Source organism: Nocardia grenadensis (assembly GCF_050942415.1).
Lineage (GTDB): Bacteria > Actinomycetota > Actinomycetes > Mycobacteriales > Mycobacteriaceae > Nocardia > Nocardia grenadensis.
The window spans coordinates 1,024,526-1,041,343 of the sequence record NZ_CP192054.1; the positions used below are offsets into that span (position 1 = coordinate 1,024,526).

Here is a 16,818-nt window from a genome sequence, read left to right on the forward strand (position 1 = left end):
CGGCGCTCACCCGCAGGTCGCGGCGACCCGGCGCAGCGCCGCGTGATCGGCGGCGGTGACCGGAAGCCCGTAGCGCACCGCGACCGTGAGGTAGCGGCCCGCGTAGTAACAGTGCCCGGGCCGAGACGGTGGCAGCCAGTCCGCGGGTGTGCCGTCGCTCTTGTCGGTATTGGCCGCGTCGTCGGTGGCCTGCAGGTTGTAATCGATATCGTTGGCGAACCGGATCCGCCGTGCGGCCGGCCACCCGGCCGCCCCGAGATCCCAGGCCGCCGCCAGCGGATAGATGTGATCGATCGGGATCCGCCGGGCGTTCTCCTTGCTGAACACGATGAGGGCGCCGGTGTAGGGGTCGGCCAGCGTGCCGGACTGCACGACGCACCGGTGGCTGCCGGGCCGGTAGCCGACCCCGCTGAGCTGGCGGGCCAGCACATTGTTGCGCGTATCGCAGCCGTCCCGGCCGCCGGGCCCATCGTGGTCGTCGGACCAGGCGGGGCCGAAAACGCACCCCTGCCCGGCCCCGCAGCCGCGCTCGTATCCGCCCGGATGTGGGCGTTGCGCCACCACCCCGACCGCGCCGAGTAATTGTTCGAGCTGTGCCCGCCCCGGACTGCCCGGTGCGGGCCGCTGGCCGGTGACCGCCGCACACCCTGTCCCCGAAGCCAGTAGCAGAAAGGCGGCACACAGAGCGGTGACCGCGTGAATCGTCCCCCGTGTCATCACGGATACCGGTATACCGGACCCCTCCGACAGCTATCGGGGTTTCGGTATCAGAGCCAGGCACGGGCCAGCAGTTCGTCGTTGTCGACCCGGCTGTCGCGGGGCGGGAAGCGGGTGGCGACCAGGGATTCGATATGCACGCCGTCGTGACCGATCACCCAGGATCCACCGCTGTCGGTACATTCGGCGATCTTGGCGAAAGCGGTGAGGAGGAAGGTGACCGCTTCCTCGGGCACGGTGGTATGGGCCAGACGCTGCGACTCCCCGGGCCGGGACAGGTCCAGCCAAACTCCGCACTGCCCGTCGAGCCGCATGCCGACGATCTTGTCGGCATTCACGAAGGTGAACTTGCGCCGTTCCCACGGGGTGGTCGGCGTGTAGCTCTGCTCGAGAACCTGGAGCAGAATCGTCATACTGCTGCCCTCCGCTTTTCGATGGCACCGCGGTGCCGGGATGCCGCTGTGTGATGGGACCGCTGTTCGCGGGCCGGGCTGTGCCGGGTGTCGTGCGTGGCCGCCAAAGGCAGCCGGAACCGCCCGGCGGGGCTGCGCTCGGCGGGTACGGATATCAGCGATGACCAGCGGATATTTCTCAGTATGTGCTGTCTCCGGGGATAAATCCAGGGACGACCCGGGTGCGCCGGGCCGGTATCACGTCGAACGGCCGCACCGCGGGACGCCGAGGTGGGGGACCGTGCGCGGACTGTCGCATCCGGCTGATTTGATGGGGCTATGTTGCACGGACTGTGGTCGCCCGGTTCCGGGCTGCTGCTGTGGCGTGCCCCCGGTAGCGCGGACGAATCGCCCGTACCGGGCCTGCTCGGGTCGGTACTGGCCGAATCGCGCTTCCGGCACCGGGCCGAGGTGCTCGTGGTGGACGATGCGGGCGCCCGGCGGGACACCGTACGGGCGCACGCGCTCGCCCCGGGTCCGGCCGCCGCCGCGCTCCGGCAGCGGTTACCGGCCGGCGCCGTGGCCGGTGATCTGCGCTTCCTGGGCCATATCGCCCAGGGGATCGAACGCTGGGTGCGGGCCGGCGCGGTGGTTCCCGAACTCCGGCGCGACGATGCCGAATGGTGGGCGCGCTGGCGATTGTCCGGCGGGTCCGGTCAGCGTGCCTGGCTCGCCGAACTCGCCGCCCTGCTGCCGCCGGCGTTGCGGGTGGCCGGGCCACCCGGCGATGTGCTCGACGATATGGTCACCGAACTCACCGACCCGATGGTGCGGGAACTGATCGCGGCGGATCCGCACCCGCACCCGCTGGTGCACGGTCTGCGCACGGATATCCCGGTGGATGCCGGCAGCCATCAGGTGGCCGAGGTGCTGCGGCAGTGGCGGGAGAGCCGTGCCACCGACGAGACCGGGCTGGTGCTTCGCCTGCGTGAACCCGACGGGGAGTTCGCCGATACCGCGGACGCGTCCGCGCTGTGGCGCCTCGAGGTCTGTCTGCGGGCCGACGGGTCGGCGCCGCGGCCGATCCCGGTGCCGGGCGCGGCCGACGAGGTACGACTGGGCCTGGAATGGCTGGGCCGGGCGCAGCGCGCCTATCCCCGGCTGCGCGATGTCCCGGGCGACCCGCACAGCCTCGATCTGCTGCTGCCGACCGAGGTGGTGGCCGATCTGGTCGCCCACGGCTCGCAAGCGCTGTCGGCCGCGGGTATCCCGTTGTTACTGCCCCGGGCCTGGAACATCACCGCGCCGAGTCTGCGGCTGCGGGTCGAGGGCGCCGCGGTACCCGCCGCCGAGAGCACGGTGGGGCTGGACGGGCTGGTCGGCTACCGGTGGGAACTGGCACTCGGCGACACCGTGCTGTCCCAGGACGAGATGCAGCGGCTGATCTCGGCCCAGTCCGACCTGGTGCGCCTGCGCGGCGAATGGGTGCAGGCCGATCACACCGCGCTCGCGGCCGCCGCGAAATTCGTGGCCCTGCACCAGGGCGACAACGAGATCACCCTCTCCGATCTGATCGGCGAGATCGGCGAGAACCGGGTCGGGGGTGTGCCGCTGACCGAGGTCACGGCGAGCGGCTGGCCCGCCGCGCTGTTCGACCCCGATCGCCCGGTGGATCCGGTGCCCGTGCCCGGACGGTTGAAGGCCCGATTGCGGCCCTATCAGGAACGCGGCCTGGCCTGGCTGGCGACCATGAACCGGCTCGGCTGCGGTGCGGTCCTCGCCGACGATATGGGCCTGGGTAAGACCGTCCAGGTGCTGGCTCTGCTACTGCACGAACGCGAGGGCGCCCGCGCGCCCGGGCCGACCGTACTGGTATGCCCGATGTCGGTGGTCGGCAACTGGCAGCGCGAAGCCGAACGATTCGCACCCGACCTGCGGGTCCTGGTACACCACGGCCCCGGTCGCGCCCAGGGCCGTGACCTCGACGCGGTGGTGGCCGGAGCGGATCTGGTGGTCACCACCTACGCGCTGCTCACCCGCGATATCGCCGGCCTGTCCCGGCAGCAGTGGGAACGGGTGGTGCTCGACGAGGCCCAGCACATCAAGAACGCGGCGACCCGGCAGGCCCGGGCCGCCCGGGCCCTGCCCGCCCGGCACCGGCTGGCGCTCACCGGTACACCGGTGGAGAACCGGCTCGAAGAACTCCGTTCGATCTTCGATTTCGCGGTACCGAAGCTGCTGGGTAGCCCGCAGACCTTCCGAGCCCGCTTCGCCGTACCGATCGAGCGGGAGAACGACGAGAACGCGGTGACCCGGCTGCGTGCCGTGACCTCCCCGTTCCTGTTGCGCCGGGTGAAAACCGATCCCGCCGTGATCAGTGATCTGCCGGACAAACTCGAAATGACGGTCCGAGCCAACCTCACCGTCGAGCAGGCCGCCCTGTACCAGGCGGTGGTCGAGGATATGCTCGAGAAACTGCGCGATGCCAAGGGCATGGCCCGCAAGGGGGCGGTGCTCGGCGCGCTCACCCGCTTGAAGCAGGTCTGCAATCACCCCGCGCATTTCCTCGGCGACTCCTCGGCGGTGCTGCGCCGCGGCGCGCACCGATCCGGCAAGCTGGCGCTGGTGGAGGATGTGCTCGACGCCGTCCTGGCCGAAGGGGAGAAGGCGCTGCTGTTCACCCAGTTCCGCGAGTTCGGCGAGCTCATCGCCCCGTATCTGGCCGAACGGTTCGGCGGTGAGATCCCGTTCCTGCACGGCGGGATCGCCAAGAAACGACGCGACGGAATGGTTGCGGCATTCCAGGGCGCCGGGGGGCCACCGATCATGCTGCTCTCGCTCAAGGCCGGGGGTACCGGATTGAACCTCACCGCCGCCAATCATGTCGTGCATCTGGATCGCTGGTGGAATCCGGCCGTGGAGAACCAGGCCACCGACCGCGCGTTCCGGATCGGGCAGCACCGGGCGGTGCAGGTGCGCAAACTGGTCTGCGTCGACACCATCGAAGAACGTATCGACGAGATGATCACGGGCAAGAGCGAACTCGCCGATCTGGCGGTCGGGGTCGGCGAGAACTGGATCACCGAACTCGGCAACGACGACCTGGCCCGGTTGTTCAGCCTCGGTGCCGAGGCGGTGGGTGAGTAATGCCCGATTTCAGCGAATTCGGCAGGCGCCGGGCCGTTTCCGGTGGGGTCGGTGCGCGCAGCCGGCGCGGCGCCTTCGCCCGCACCTTCTGGGGCAAGAGCTTCCTGGAGGTGGTCGAGCGGCTCGCCGAACCCGGTCGGCTGTCCCGTGGCCGGACCTATGCCCGGGCGGGCCAGGTGGTGAGTTACCGGATCGAGCCCGGCGTTGTGGCCGCCGAGGTGCAGGGCAGCCAGCCGCGCCCGTTCGCCACGACCTGCGATATCCGGCGCTTGCGCGACGAGGAGGTGGAGTTGCTGGTCGAGCTGATCCGGGGTTCGCCCGGCATGCTCGCGCGCGTGGTCTCCGGCGATCTGCCCCGCGAACTCGCACCCCATCTGCTTCCGGAGACCGCCGCCGATATCGATTTCGGCTGCACCTGCCCGGATCCCGGCTGGCCGTGTAAACACGCGGTCGCGGTCGCCTGCCTGCTCGCCGAACGCCTCGACGACCATCCGCGGGACCTGCTGATCCTGCGCGGGCTGAGCCTGGACACCCTGATCAGCGGGGTCGAGGCGGCGCCGCCGGAAGGCGAAGAATTCGCCGACCCCTACGGAGCGAGTCTGGAGCTACCCGCCCTACCGGTGCCGGAGATCCGCCCGGCTCCCGACGACCTGGATCCTGCACTGCTGCGGCGGGCCCTGCGCATGCTGTCCGCGGACGAGTCGACGGCGGCCGAGGCGGGGCGGGCTCTGGCGGCCGTGTACTCGGCGCTGACCGGCCGCTAGCGCGCCCGGGGGTGGCCCGGCGTCCACCGAGCAGGCGTGGCTCCGCTGCACCGGCGCATCGGCTGCCCGGGCCCGCAGGTTCCGTGAGCGTCTGTCCCACGGCCGATTTCCGGCTCGCCCGGGTGGTCGGCGCAGGACGCGACCTGTGCGTGGCCCGGAGTCACGCCAGCCGGTACACCCGCTGGGCATTGGCGCGGAACACCTTCTCCAGGAATTCCGTGCCACCGAGATGTTCGGCCAGCACCGTCGCCACCGCCTCGGCGCTGCCGGTGATCGAGGTGATCGGCCGGTCGACCGGGAAGTTCGATCCCCAGACGAGGCGTTCGGCGCCGAAGACATCGACCGCGTGCCGCAGCAGCGGACCGATCCGGTCGGTGAGGCGGGCCACCGGTGTCGGATGGCCGGGCCGGGGCACCGGGTGACCCAGGATCGGCATCATCAGACCGCTGACCTTGGCCAGCACATTCGGGAATTCGGCCAGCGCGGTGATATCGGCGCGCCAGCGTTCGAAGATCGCGGCGCGTTGCCGGGCGTCGTTGCCGGTGTACTTGCCGATCGGCCCGAAGATCCCCGCCGGCGTGCCGAGGTGGTTCAGCACGATCTTCGCTTCGGGGTAGCGTCGGGCCACTGCCGTCAGCTCCGGCAGCTGGTTCGAGTACACCCAGGCCTCGAAGACCAGATCACGGTCGACCAGCGCGGCGAAACCGTCCAGGAACTCGTTGCTGCGCAGGGCGCCCGGGTCGGTGGTGAAACTGCGGATGCCGGTGTCCGGGTGGTGAGCGACCATACTGCGTACTCCGCGAACCAGGGACGAGGCGGATATATGCGCGTCGAGCAGTTCGGCGAACCCGGGGCTGCCGGGGAATCCGCTCGCGCTCACGGCGGCGAGCGCGGGGGTGTCCACCCCGAACGGCAGGGCGGTGACCCAGCGGGTTTCCTCGACCTTGGGTCCGGTCCACTCGACCTCGATGTGCACCACCGATTCGACCGGCAGGTCACCGGCATCGGCCCGATAGTCGGCGGGCAGGTACGGCGCCAGATAGGCCGAGGGGTCGCCGATGAACTCCCGGTCCTTACGTGGCGCGAGACGTACCGCGAGCGGGAGCGGGAGCGGGACGGCACGGAGCAGTTTCGCCGTACGGCTGAACTCGCGGGCGGTGGTGAACGGGTCCCACTGGTGGATGTGTGCGTCGATGATCCGGATCTCGCCGATGTCCATTGCGCTCCGGCACCTCCTGCGATCGTCTGCGGTCCGAGCGCCGAGCCTAGCGCGTGACCAGGGCCCGGTGGCGTGGATCGGCTCGCGCCGGACGAGTCGGCGGATCCGGCGTCATACTGGGTCTGTGGCCGAACAGGATTCGGCGCCGCGGGCGCCGGTGTCGGGAGCCGATGCGGTTCCCGACCGCGTCGTGAGGGATAAATCCCCGGCCGTCGCGCCCCACCCGGCCGGCGGCCCGGTTGCGCCGGAACCGGAGCGCGCGCCCGCCGCGCTGCGCGATCTGGTCGAGCAGGGTGTGCTCGACGAAACCCAGCTGACAGCGGTGGTCACCGCGCTGAAGCAGGAACGGCCACGGCCCACACCGGCCCGGCTGCTGGCCGAGATCGCGGCCTACGCCGGTGCCGGGCTACTGCTGAGCGGCCTGGTGCTGATCCTGGTGGAATCCTGGGACGATATGGCGAAACTCGGCCGCTTCGCGCTTTTCGCGCTGGTCGCTATCGGTTTGATCGTGGCCGGTGTGGCGACCGCGGGTGGTCCTTCGGTGTTGTTGCGTACGGCATGGCGGTCGATACCCGATATCGGGCACACCGCGCGGACCCGGCTCGCGGTGTGCCTGTTCGTGCTGGCCGCGGTGAGTGTGGCCGCGGCCGCGGCGTCGATCTTCGACAACGGGGCTGCCGGCAGCGACACCACCTGGGTCTGGGCTGCGGGGGCGGGTCTGCTGGCCGCGGCCGCCGGGTATGCCGCGCTGCCGTCACTGCTCGGTCTGCTGGTGTGCACCGGGTTCAGCGTGGCGTTGGTCGTGGGGGTATTGGATGAGGTCGTCGAGCTCGACGACAGCTGGGTCGGCGGCGGGGTGCTGGTGCTGGGTGTCGGCTGGCTCGGTCTCACCCGAACCCGCGTGGTACTCGAGGTGTGGGCCGGGTATCTGGCGGGTGTGGTCCTGGCGGTGGCGGGGGCGCAGACCGTCGACGCGTTCGACGGGAGGTGGCCGGCCTACGCGCTCACCGCGGTCGTGGCGGTGGTGTGCTTCGGTCTCTACGCCACCGACCGGTCCTGGGTGCTGGTGCTGGGCGGCGCCGCCGCGCTGACGATGGCGGCGGTGGAGGCGGTCGCGGACTGGACCGGTGAGTCGGCCGGTGCGTCCGGGGCGATTCTGGTGATCGGCGCGGTGGTGCTGGGGATCGGCAGCTACCTGCTGGCGAGGTCCACGAAAACCGCCGGTTAGCAGAGCGGACGAGGGGACTCGCGGGCCCGGGCGGGGCATTTGCCGCGGGCCCTGGTTTCGGTCTGGGGCCGCGTGTATCGTTTTGCTTGGACGTCCAACTATTGGAAGCCCGCAAAACGACCTTCGTGTGACGGACGGCCGCAGCGCCGCGCCCGCCACCCCCGACACGAGGCAGGGAATCGCATGGTTCGAGAACTCACGCATTTCATCGGCGGGCAGCACGTCCCCGGCACCTCCGGCCGGTTCGGCGATGTCTACGACCCGAACATCGGCGAGGTACAGGCCCGGGTGCCGCTGGCGAGCCGGGCCGAGGTCGAGACCGTCATCGCGAACGCCGAAGCCGCACAGCCGGCCTGGGCCGCGACCAACCCGCAGCGCCGGGCCCGGGTGCTGATGAAGTTCTTGACCCTGGTCAACGATGAGATCGACGCGCTGGCCGCGCTGCTGTCCAGTGAGCACGGCAAGACCATCCCCGACGCCAAGGGCGATATCCAGCGCGGCCTCGAGGTCATCGAATTCGCCGTCGGTATCCCGCACCTGCTCAAGGGTGAGTACACCGAGAGCGCGGGCACCGGGATCGATGTCTACTCGATGCGCCAGCCGCTGGGTGTGGTCGCCGGGATCACCCCGTTCAACTTTCCGGCCATGATCCCGCTGTGGAAGGCCGGTCCCGCGCTGGCCACCGGCAACGCCTTCGTGCTCAAGCCCTCCGAACGCGACCCGTCGGTGCCGCTGCGGCTGGCCGAACTGTTCCTCGAAGCCGGGCTGCCCGAGGGCGTGTTCAACGTGGTCAACGGCGACAAGGAGGCCGTGGACACGATTCTGCACGATCCCCGGATCAAGGCCGTCGGCTTCGTCGGATCCACCCCGATCGCCCAGTACATCTACGAGACCGCCACCGCGAACGGGAAACGCGCGCAGTGCTTCGGCGGCGCCAAGAACCACGCCATCGTCATGCCCGACGCCGATCTCGATGATGTCGCCGATCAGCTCATCGGCGCGGGCTATGGTTCGGCCGGTGAACGCTGCATGGCGATCTCGGTGGCCGTGCCGGTGGGCGAGGAGACGGCGGACCGGCTGGTCGAGAAGCTCACCGAGCGGGTGCACAAGCTCAATGTCGGCAAATCCGACGATCCGGGCGCGGACTATGGGCCGCTGGTCGGGCTCGACGGTGTGGACCGGGTGAAGAAGTACATCCAGCAGGGCATCGACGAGGGCGCCGAGCTGGTGGTCGATGGCCGCGACCTCACCGTCGAGGGCGCCGAGAACGGGTACTTCGTCGGCGCGACCCTGTTCGACCGGGTCGGCAAGGAGATGTCCATCTACAAGGAGGAGATCTTCGGTCCGGTGCTCAGCGTCGTGCGCGCCGCGGACTACGAGGAAGGCCTGCGGCTGGCCAACGACCACGAATACGGCAACGGCGTGGCCATCTTCACCCGCGACGGTGACACCGCCCGCGATTTCGCGGCCCGTGTACAGGTCGGCATGGTCGGTATCAATGTCCCGATTCCGGTGCCGATCGCGTACTACACCTTCGGCGGCTGGAAGCGGTCCGGATTCGGCGATCTGAACCAGCACGGCCCGGATTCGATCCGCTTCTACACCAAGACCAAGACCGTGACCCAGCGCTGGCCGGCGGGATTGAAGGAGAGCAACAGCTTCGTCATCCCGACGATGGAATGACGGCCGTGTTCACGCTCGACGAAGACGAGCGGGCCATCCGCGATACCGCCCGGGAATTCGCCGATGAATACCTGGCGCCGCACGCCGTGGAATGGGACCAGAACAAACACTTTCCGGTGGATGTGCTGCGGAAATCGGGTGCGGTCGGGCTCGGCGGCATCTACGTGAGTGAGGAGTTCGGTGGATCCGGGCTGCACCGGCTGGACGCGGTGCGGATCTTCGAACAGCTCGCCACCGGATGCCCCACCGTGGCGGCCTATATCTCGATCCACAATATGGCGGCCTGGATGATCGACGCCTACGGCGACGACGACCAGCGCCGGCAGTGGCTGCCCGGGTTGACGGCCATGGACCAGCTGGCCAGCTACGCGCTCACCGAACCCGGCGTGGGTTCCGATGCCGCCGCCATCACCACCCGCGCGGTACGCGACGGTGACGACTACGTGGTCAACGGGTCCAAGCAGTTCATCTCGGGCGCGGGAAGCAACGACCTCTACGTGATGATGGTCCGTACCCAGGACACCGGGGCCCGGGGTATCTCGACACTGGTGATCCCCGCCGACACCCCCGGTCTCGAGGTCGGGCCCAATGAAAAGAAGATGGGTTGGAACGCCCAGCCCACCCGGCAGGTGATCCTCACCGACGCGCGGGTGCCGGTGGCCAACCGGCTCGGCGCCGAGGGCGACGGGTTCCGGATCGCCATGAACGGGCTCAACGGCGGGCGGCTCAATATCGCCGCGTGCTCGGTGGGCGGGGCGCAGGCAGCGCTCGAGAAAACCGTGCCCTACCTGGCCGAGCGCAATGCGTTCGGCGCTCCGCTGCTGAACAATCAGGCACTGCAGTTCGAGCTGGCCGATATGCGGACCGAACTCGAAGCCGCCCGGACCCTGCTGTGGCGGGCCGCGGCGGCGCTGGACGCGGATGCCCCGGACAAGGTCGAACTCTGCGCCATGGCCAAACGGTTCGCCACCGATGCCGGTTTCGAGGTCGCCAACGCCGCGCTGCAACTGCACGGTGGATACGGTTACCTGGCCGAATACGGCCTGGAGAAGATCGTCCGCGACCTGCGGGTGCACCAGATCCTGGAGGGCACCAACGAGATCATGCGGATGGTCGTCGCCCGGTCGATGACAGCGTCCGTGGCGGGTGTGCCGTGATCGGCGGACGCCCGGCGGCGAGCGCGAAAGGAAATGAATGAGCGACGAACCCGAAGTCCTGGTCGAACAGCGCGGCGGCCTGGGCCTGATCACCCTGAACCGGCCCAAGGCCATCAACGCACTCAACCACGCGATGACGCTTACCATCACCGAGCGGTTGCGGGCCTGGGCAGGCGACGATTCGGTGCGGACGGTGGCCCTCACCGGCGCCGGTGAGCGGGGCCTGTGCGCGGGCGGCGATATCGTCGCCATCCACCACGACGCCAAGGAACAGCAGGCGGCGGGGCATGTGGGTGCGGCGGCGGATTCGGCGACCGGGAGGTTCTGGCGCGACGAGTACATTCTCAACGCGCTCATCGGCCGCTATCCGAAGCCGTATGTCGCGGTGATGGACGGGATCGTGATGGGCGGCGGGGTCGGCCTGTCGGCGCACGGCAGCCATCGCATTGTCACCGAACGGTCCAAGGTCGGAATGCCGGAGGTCGGGATCGGATTCATCCCCGATGTCGGCGGCACCTACCTGCTGTCCCGGGCACCGGGTGAACTGGGCACCCATATCGCGCTCACCACCGCGCGACTCGGGGGCGGTGATGCCGTCGCCACCGGTTTCGCGGACTACTACGTTCCGGCCGACCGGATCCCGGCGCTGCTGACCACCCTGGAGACCGAGGCCGCGGATATCGCCATCGCGAAATTCGCCGCCGAGGCCCCGGAATCGACCCTGCTCGCGCAACGCGACTGGATCGATGCCTGCTACAGCGCCGATACCGTCGCCGAGATCGTGGCCCGCCTGCAGGCGCACGAGTCGCCGGAGGCGAACAAGGCCGCCGCCGACGTACTGGGCAAATCGCCGGTCGCGCTGCAGGTGACCCTGCGGTCGCTGCGTTCGGCGAAGGGCACCGGCAGCCTGGAGGCGGTGCTGAACGAGGAGTACCGGGTGTCGATCGCTTCGCTGGCCTCGCACGACCTGGTCGAGGGCATCCGCGCCCAGGTGGTCGACAAGGACCGCAACCCGCAGTGGTCGCCCGCCGCCCTGTCCGATGTGACCACCGCGCAGGTCGACAGATATTTCGCCGAACTCGGTGCGCGGGAACTGGGTTTGACGATTCCGGAGGACAAACAATGAGCAAGACGATCGGCTTCCTCGGCCTCGGCCATATGGGCGGCCCCATGGCGGCCAACCTGGTCAAGGCCGGCTACGACGTACACGCGTTCGACCCCTCGCCCGCGGCGCAGGAACAGGCCCGCGCCGACGGGGTCGCGCTGGTCGATTCCGGTGTGGCCGCGGCCACCGGGCGTGACATCGTGATCACCATGCTCACCAACGGCAAGCTGGTGCGCACCGTGTACGACGAACTGCTGCCGGCCGCGAACCCGGGAACGCTGTTCATCGACTGTTCGACCATCGATGTGGCCGACGCCCGGGCCGCAGCCGTTGCCGCCGCGGCGGCCGGGCACCGGGCCCTGGACGCGCCGGTCTCCGGCGGTGTCTCCGGGGCGGCCGCCGGAACGCTGACCTTCATGGTGGGCGGTGCGGATACCGATTTCGCCGAGGCGCTGCCGGTGCTCGAGGTGATGGGTGCCAAGGTGGTGCACACCGGTGCCGCCGGGAACGGGCAGGCCGCCAAGATCTGCAACAACATGATCCTCGGCATCTCCATGATCGGCCTGTCGGAAGCGCTGGTGCTGGGTGAGAAACTGGGTCTGAGCCATCAGGCGTTCTTCGATGTCGTATCCACGGCCTCGGGGCAGAGTTGGTCGCTCACCACCTATTGCCCGGTTCCGGGCCCGGTACCGACCAGCCCGGCGAACAACGACTACACACCGGGGTTCGCCACCGCGTTGATGAACAAGGACCTGGGTCTGGCGGTGGAGGCGTTGCGCGCCAACGGTGTCGAGGGCCGGATCGGGCAACTGGCCGCCGAGATCTATCGTGAGTTCAACGAGAACTCGGGCGACCGGGATTTCTCGGCCATCATCACCGACGTCCGCGAACGCAGCGGCGGAACCGGTCCGGCCGAATAGCCGGTCCGGTGGAGGGCAACGTTTCACCGACCACCGCGAGTCGGTAACGCAGCCGTGGGCCGGGCCCCGTGGAGACGTAGACACCGTCGTAACCGTCGTGCCGCGCCCTCGCGCCGTGTCGATACCGCTCGTCCGGCGCGCGGTATCGTCACCGATGTTCATGACCTTTCGAACCAGAGGATGCGCCGTGACCGACTTCGAGACGATTCTGCTGGAGCGCAAGGATGGGGTCGCCCTCATCACGCTGAACCGGCCCAAGGCGCTGAACGCGCTCAACGCGCAGGTCCTCGACGATGTGATCGCCGCGCTCGACGAGGTCGAACGTGACGACGAGATCGGCGCGGTGGTGATCACCGGTTCGGAGCGGGCCTTCGCCGCCGGCGCGGATATCAAGGAGATGCAGCCGAAGTCGTACATGGACATGTTCCTGGACGACTATTTCGCCCGCTGGGAGCGGCTGGCCCAGTTCCGTAAGCCGACCGTCGCGGCGGTCGCGGGGTATGCGCTGGGCGGCGGCTGTGAACTCGCCATGATCTGCGACATCCTGATCGCGGCCGACACCGCCGAATTCGGGCAGCCCGAGATCAAGCTCGGCGTCATCCCGGGTATCGGCGGTTCGCAGCGGCTGACCCGGGCCATCGGCAAGGCCAAGGCCATGGATCTGGTGCTCACCGGCCGCAATATGGATGCCGAGGAGGCCGAGCGCGCCGGTCTGGTGGCGCGGATCGTGCCCGCCGCCGACCTGCTGGACACCGCGCTGGAGGTCGGCGTCACCATCGCGTCGATGTCGCTGCCGGTGGCCATGATCGCCAAGGAAGCGGTGAACCGGTCCTTCGAGACCACGCTGGCCGAGGGCCTGCGGTTCGAGCGGCGCGTCTTCCATTCGCTGTTCGCGACCGCGGACCAGTCCGAGGGCATGGCGGCGTTCGTGGACAAGCGGCCCGCGAACTTCACCAACCGCTGATCCTCCGGTGCGCGGCCCGGCCCGATTCAGGGCGCGGGCGGCGCGTCCAGGATGTCGGTGGGAACGTGATTGCTCCGGGTGGGTTGCGCGGCGCCGTTCTGGGCCGTGAGCAGCCCGGCCACGGTCGCGCCCAACCCGATCGTCACCGCCGCGGCCGCATAGACCTTGCGCCGCCCGACAGTGGACGGGGCCAACGACACCACCTGCCCGCCCGCACGGATATGCGCGGTGCGGATACCGGTGGCGGGCCGTTCGGCCGCGAACAGTAGCGCGCCGCGCGCCGAGACGTACTCCGGTTCGGAATCGCACACCACCGGCAGGTCCAGCAGTTCGGTCAGGCGGGTGCGCAGGGCCGGATTGCGGGCGCACCCGCCGAGGAGGGCCACCGCGTCCGGTGCCGCCTCTGTCTGCTCGGCCACCCGGTGCACCAGCGCGGCAGCCGACTGCACCGCGGCCGCGCAGAGTTCGGCGAGGTCACTACGGGTGATCACCGCGCGTTCGGCGGTATCGGGGTCGGCGGCGGTCACCACGCGGGCGCTACTCAGTGCTTCCCGGTACCGCCGGGCCGCCGTTTCATCGGTGTACACACCCGCGGAGTCCAGCCATTCGCACAGCATTTCGTTGTAGGCGTCGCCGCCCAGCCCCGGGCAGTGGGCGCCGGCCAGCACGGTATCGGTGCGGCAATCGATCTGGGTGAGGGTGAGACCGGAGGAACCCAGGTCGAACAGGGAGACCACCCCGGTCGTCGGCAGTTTCTCGGTGAACCTGAGGTAGCGCAACTGCGCCAGCGGCTCGTCCACCAGGGTGACGCGGCCGGTGCCGAGGGCATCGCCCACCACTTCGGCCTGCTCGCGGTTGTGGCAGGTCACGGCGGTGCCGGTGATGTACTCGTCGCGCCGATCGGCGGCGCCGTACATCCGGCGGATCGCGATGAGCGCCGGTTCGGCCACCGAGGCGCGGGCCGGGCGGGGGATATGGCATCGATCTATCGGCGGCAGGTGCGGTTGATCCGAATGAGTGAGCACCGCACGCGCACCTGAGGCGCCTACTGATACCCCGAGAACCAGCACCATAAACTTATGGTGCGCCGCGGGGCGGTCGTTGCCAAGCCGAACCCCCGAGAAATTCGCCGAACGGGTGCCCGGCCGTGATGTGTTCGCTGCGGACCCGGCGCCGGCGATCATTCGATATGCCCTGTTCGGGGCCGGGTTTGCCGGCCTCACGCCGGAGGGCCGCAATACGGTCAGGGTTCGGCCCAGCGGGCCGGTTCCTCGCCCGTATCGAAGTCTCCCGCGGCGTGCCGGAACTCGGCGAGCAACTGCAGCAGCGTCCGCAACCGGTCGGGCGGCAGTTCCGGTTGCGCGAACACGCGTTCGTTCAGATAACCGGTGGCCTCGGCGACGAGAGCCCGCCCGGCAGCGGTGATCTCGATCAACGTGGCCCGCCGGTCGTTGGGATGCGGTACCCGGTTCACCAGCCCCGCCGCCTCCAGTCGATCCACCGAATTGGTGACACTGGTCGGGTGCACCTGCAGCCGGGCGCTGGCCACCGCCATCGGCAGCGCGCCGGTCGCGCTGAAGTTCAGCAGTTGCAGCAGTTCGTAGCGCGAGAAGGTCAGGCCGGTCGGGCGCAGCGCTTCGTCGACGCGCGCCATGACGATCTGCTGGGCGCGCACCAGTGAGGTCACCGCGGCCATCCCGTCGGCGACCGCACCCCATCCGTGGCCGACCCATTGACGGTGGGCCTCCTGGATCGGGTCGAGGGGGAGCGGGCGGGGGCGAGACATGTGTTCGATCATTGCACGGCACCTCGCCGGTGAACCGCGTCGTGGGCGCTCCCCGGTGGCGGGTGTCACCCGCGGCGCCGGGCCGCGCCGCCGCCGGTCCTGGCACTGTCATCGGTTGCGATCCGGCTGAGCACAACTGTGTGCTGTGCGGTGATGGCGAGCCATGATCATCGGGTCACGCGGGCGTGGCTGAGTGGTTCAGGCAACGGTCTGCAAAGCCGTTCACGCGGGTTCGATTCCCGCCGCTCGCTCGGTATGCCGGCCGGGCCGGAGTCGTTCCCGATTCCGGCCCGGACCGTGCCCGAATCCGGGTCACGGTTCGTCAGGTGAGTCCCGAGAAGTCGCGCAGTACAACGTGATTGCGATCGGCGAAAGTACCGAGTGTGTACTCGGGAAGCAGGCCGAAGTACTCGGTGCGGGTCAGTGTGCTCCAGCGCCGGGATTCCGACGTGCGGGTCTTGTAGAAGTTCACCGTGTACCCGCCCTCGTAGATCCGCAGCAGGCTGTACCCGCCGGGATACTCCTTGATCGCGCCGACCTCCAGGAATTCCACCGCGCAGGCGGTATCCGGCCGGGTCCGGCGATTGCGGTGGCTATGGCCGCTGTGTTGCAGGAAAACCCCCGGCGCGTCCACGTACAACCGCTGCAACCGCAGCGCGGTATCGCGGTCCAGTACGAAACCGGGACCGGCCGTATTGGTGAGCCCGGACTCCACGGTGACCGGGTGGTGACCGAACACCAGTGTGGGGCGGTCGGGTTCGGCGCGCAGCAGTTCGGTGACCCGGTCGAACTGCGCGGCCTCGAGGACCCCGCCCGCGCCGTCCAGTGCGCTGGTGTCCAAGCCGAGGATGCGCAGACCGCCGAGTTCGTGTTCGACCGGCTGTTGCCGGGGCCCGAATACCTCGCTCCAGCAATCACGATGGTCTGTGGCGCCGGGAACGGCCGGGCAGTCCGCGTATTCCGCGCCGGTGTGTGGGCGGTCGTGGTTCCCGCGTACGGCGAGATAGTCCTGACCGTCGCTGCCCCAGCGGTCCAACCGGTCGCGCACCGCGCGCACTTGCGCGGGGGTGGCCTCGGCGGTCAGGTCACCGGCCAGTAGCAGTAGTTCCGCGCCGCGGTCGGGGCGGCGCAGATCGCCGAGCACGGCGTCGAACATGACCTCCGGATAGGGCGGCAGACCCGGTTCCTGGCGTGCCCCGGGTGGCAGCCCGCCCGCGACCAGGCCGCTCACGGTCTCCCCGTAGTGGACGTCGTTGGCGAGCGCCAGGGTGCGCAGTAGCCGTCCCGGCGGCGGTACCGCGGTGCTGAATGTCGCGGTGGCTTCCGGGGTGCCGGGCGCGCCGGTGGCGACCGAGAGCGCGGGCGTCGCCCGCGCCCCGGCCGATCGTGCCTCGAATCGGTAGGCGCGGCCCGGTTCCAGTCCGTCGATCTGCGCGTAATGGAACGGGGTGGGGCTCTCGGAAGCCCAGGCCGGACGGAGCGGGCGGGAACCGTCCGCCGGGCCGAGCAGTAGCTCGCCGTCGGTGGGCACCGGGAGCGCGCTGCCAGGATCGCGGCTGGTCCAGGTGAGCACGGCGACGGTATCGGTGACCGTGACGACTTCCAGGTCGGTCGCCCGCACCGAGCCGGGCGACGCCGCCGCCCGGCCCGCACCGGAGAGTCCGGCGGCGGGCAGCAGTGCCGCGAGGCCGAGCGCGCCCAGTACGGTGCGGCGCGAAGGTCCGCAGCAGCTCATC

14 protein-coding genes and 1 tRNA gene are annotated in these 16,818 nt (G+C 69.6%); 9 read left to right on the plus strand and 6 right to left on the minus strand.

All coding sequences use genetic code 11. The features are described from left to right. Positions 1-6 precede the first annotated feature (6 nt). Both ACQPYS_RS04530 and ACQPYS_RS04535 read right to left on the minus strand, forming a co-directional pair. Positions 7-717, minus strand: a complete 711-nt coding sequence (locus ACQPYS_RS04530; RefSeq protein WP_084480596.1) for an HNH endonuclease family protein — start codon at positions 715-717, stop codon at positions 7-9. 50 nt (positions 718-767) lie between these two features. Next, positions 768-1,130 carry a hypothetical protein gene (locus tag ACQPYS_RS04535; RefSeq protein ID WP_063035827.1) on the minus strand — a complete coding sequence of 121 codons (363 nt, stop codon included), beginning with the start codon at positions 1,128-1,130 and terminating at the stop codon, positions 768-770. A 318-nt stretch (positions 1,131-1,448) separates the two neighbouring features. Here ACQPYS_RS04535 and ACQPYS_RS04540 point away from each other — a divergent pair, with 318 nt between their 5' ends. Both ACQPYS_RS04540 and ACQPYS_RS04545 read left to right on the plus strand, forming a co-directional pair. Continuing rightward, a complete protein-coding gene (locus ACQPYS_RS04540; RefSeq protein ID WP_433491773.1) occupies positions 1,449-4,256 on the plus strand; it encodes a DEAD/DEAH box helicase in 2,808 nt (935 codons plus the stop codon). After that, entirely contained in the window at positions 4,256-5,020 is a 765-nt protein-coding gene (locus tag ACQPYS_RS04545; RefSeq protein WP_433491774.1) for an SWIM zinc finger family protein, read from the plus strand. Before ACQPYS_RS04540 ends, ACQPYS_RS04545 begins: the two co-directional genes overlap by 1 nt. 160 nt (positions 5,021-5,180) lie before the next feature. Here ACQPYS_RS04545 and ACQPYS_RS04550 read toward each other — a convergent pair whose 3' ends face one another. Next, positions 5,181-6,239, minus strand: coding sequence for an amidohydrolase family protein (locus ACQPYS_RS04550; protein WP_431941056.1), 1,059 nt, complete (start codon positions 6,237-6,239; stop codon positions 5,181-5,183). A gap of 124 nt (positions 6,240-6,363) precedes the next feature. On the opposite strand from ACQPYS_RS04550, the gene ACQPYS_RS04555 reads away from it, so the two are divergent. From ACQPYS_RS04555 to ACQPYS_RS04580, 6 genes are all read left to right on the plus strand, one after another. Beyond that, on the plus strand, positions 6,364-7,467 hold the full coding sequence (locus tag ACQPYS_RS04555) for a DUF2157 domain-containing protein (RefSeq protein WP_433491775.1): 1,104 nt from the start codon (positions 6,364-6,366) through the stop codon (positions 7,465-7,467). A gap of 183 nt (positions 7,468-7,650) precedes the next feature. Next, positions 7,651-9,150, plus strand: coding sequence for a CoA-acylating methylmalonate-semialdehyde dehydrogenase (locus ACQPYS_RS04560; RefSeq protein WP_433491776.1), 1,500 nt, complete (start codon positions 7,651-7,653; stop codon positions 9,148-9,150). 5 nt (positions 9,151-9,155) lie between these two features. Next, the gene (locus ACQPYS_RS04565) at positions 9,156-10,307 is read left to right on the plus strand and encodes an acyl-CoA dehydrogenase family protein (protein ID WP_063035879.1); all 1,152 of its coding nucleotides are present in this window, start codon (positions 9,156-9,158) and stop codon (positions 10,305-10,307) included. Positions 10,308-10,344: 37 nt separating this feature from the next. Further along, on the plus strand, positions 10,345-11,433 hold the full coding sequence (locus ACQPYS_RS04570) for an enoyl-CoA hydratase/isomerase family protein (RefSeq protein WP_063035833.1): 1,089 nt from the start codon (positions 10,345-10,347) through the stop codon (positions 11,431-11,433). Next, positions 11,430-12,332 (plus strand): 3-hydroxyisobutyrate dehydrogenase, encoded by a 903-nt coding sequence (gene mmsB, locus ACQPYS_RS04575; protein ID WP_063035834.1) that lies wholly within the window; start codon positions 11,430-11,432, stop codon positions 12,330-12,332. The genes ACQPYS_RS04570 and mmsB overlap by 4 nt, the downstream gene beginning before the upstream one ends. A 187-nt stretch (positions 12,333-12,519) precedes the next feature. Continuing rightward, entirely contained in the window at positions 12,520-13,296 is a 777-nt protein-coding gene (locus ACQPYS_RS04580; protein WP_433491777.1) for an enoyl-CoA hydratase, read from the plus strand. 26 nt (positions 13,297-13,322) lie between these two features. On the opposite strand, the gene ACQPYS_RS04585 is transcribed toward ACQPYS_RS04580, so the two are convergent. After that, a complete protein-coding gene (locus ACQPYS_RS04585; RefSeq protein WP_431941053.1) occupies positions 13,323-14,321 on the minus strand; it encodes a hypothetical protein in 999 nt (332 codons plus the stop codon). Positions 14,322-14,539: 218 nt separating this feature from the next. Then, positions 14,540-15,082 carry a MarR family winged helix-turn-helix transcriptional regulator gene (locus tag ACQPYS_RS04590; RefSeq protein WP_431941052.1) on the minus strand — a complete coding sequence of 181 codons (543 nt, stop codon included), beginning with the start codon at positions 15,080-15,082 and terminating at the stop codon, positions 14,540-14,542. A gap of 179 nt (positions 15,083-15,261) precedes the next feature. Between ACQPYS_RS04590 and ACQPYS_RS04595 the strand changes: the two genes are divergently transcribed. Continuing rightward, positions 15,262-15,333: transfer RNA gene (locus tag ACQPYS_RS04595), tRNA-Cys, on the plus strand. Between the two features lie 71 nt (positions 15,334-15,404). Here the strand turns inward: ACQPYS_RS04595 and ACQPYS_RS04600 are convergent. After that, positions 15,405-16,817 (minus strand): metallophosphoesterase family protein, encoded by a 1,413-nt coding sequence (locus ACQPYS_RS04600; protein WP_433491778.1) that lies wholly within the window; start codon positions 16,815-16,817, stop codon positions 15,405-15,407. Position 16,818: the final 1 nt, after the last annotated feature.

What these genes read in the sequence shown, in the direction of transcription:
- ACQPYS_RS04540 (WP_433491773.1), top strand. Translation starts at nt 1,449, where the DNA reads ATGTTGCACGGACTGTGGTCGCCCGGTTCCGGGCTGCTGCTGTGGCGT.
- ACQPYS_RS04545 (WP_433491774.1), top strand. Translation starts at nt 4,256, where the DNA reads ATGCCCGATTTCAGCGAATTCGGCAGGCGCCGGGCCGTTTCCGGTGGG.
- ACQPYS_RS04550 (WP_431941056.1), bottom strand. Translation starts at nt 6,239, where the DNA reads ATGGACATCGGCGAGATCCGGATCATCGACGCACACATCCACCAGTGG.
- ACQPYS_RS04530 (WP_084480596.1), bottom strand. Translation starts at nt 717, where the DNA reads ATGACACGGGGGACGATTCACGCGGTCACCGCTCTGTGTGCCGCCTTT.
- ACQPYS_RS04535 (WP_063035827.1), bottom strand. Translation starts at nt 1,130, where the DNA reads ATGACGATTCTGCTCCAGGTTCTCGAGCAGAGCTACACGCCGACCACC.
- ACQPYS_RS04590 (WP_431941052.1), bottom strand. Translation starts at nt 15,082, where the DNA reads ATGTCTCGCCCCCGCCCGCTCCCCCTCGACCCGATCCAGGAGGCCCAC.
- mmsB (WP_063035834.1), top strand. Translation starts at nt 11,430, where the DNA reads ATGAGCAAGACGATCGGCTTCCTCGGCCTCGGCCATATGGGCGGCCCC.
- ACQPYS_RS04560 (WP_433491776.1), top strand. Translation starts at nt 7,651, where the DNA reads ATGGTTCGAGAACTCACGCATTTCATCGGCGGGCAGCACGTCCCCGGC.
- ACQPYS_RS04600 (WP_433491778.1), bottom strand. Translation starts at nt 16,817, where the DNA reads ATGAGCTGCTGCGGACCTTCGCGCCGCACCGTACTGGGCGCGCTCGGC.
- ACQPYS_RS04570 (WP_063035833.1), top strand. Translation starts at nt 10,345, where the DNA reads ATGAGCGACGAACCCGAAGTCCTGGTCGAACAGCGCGGCGGCCTGGGC.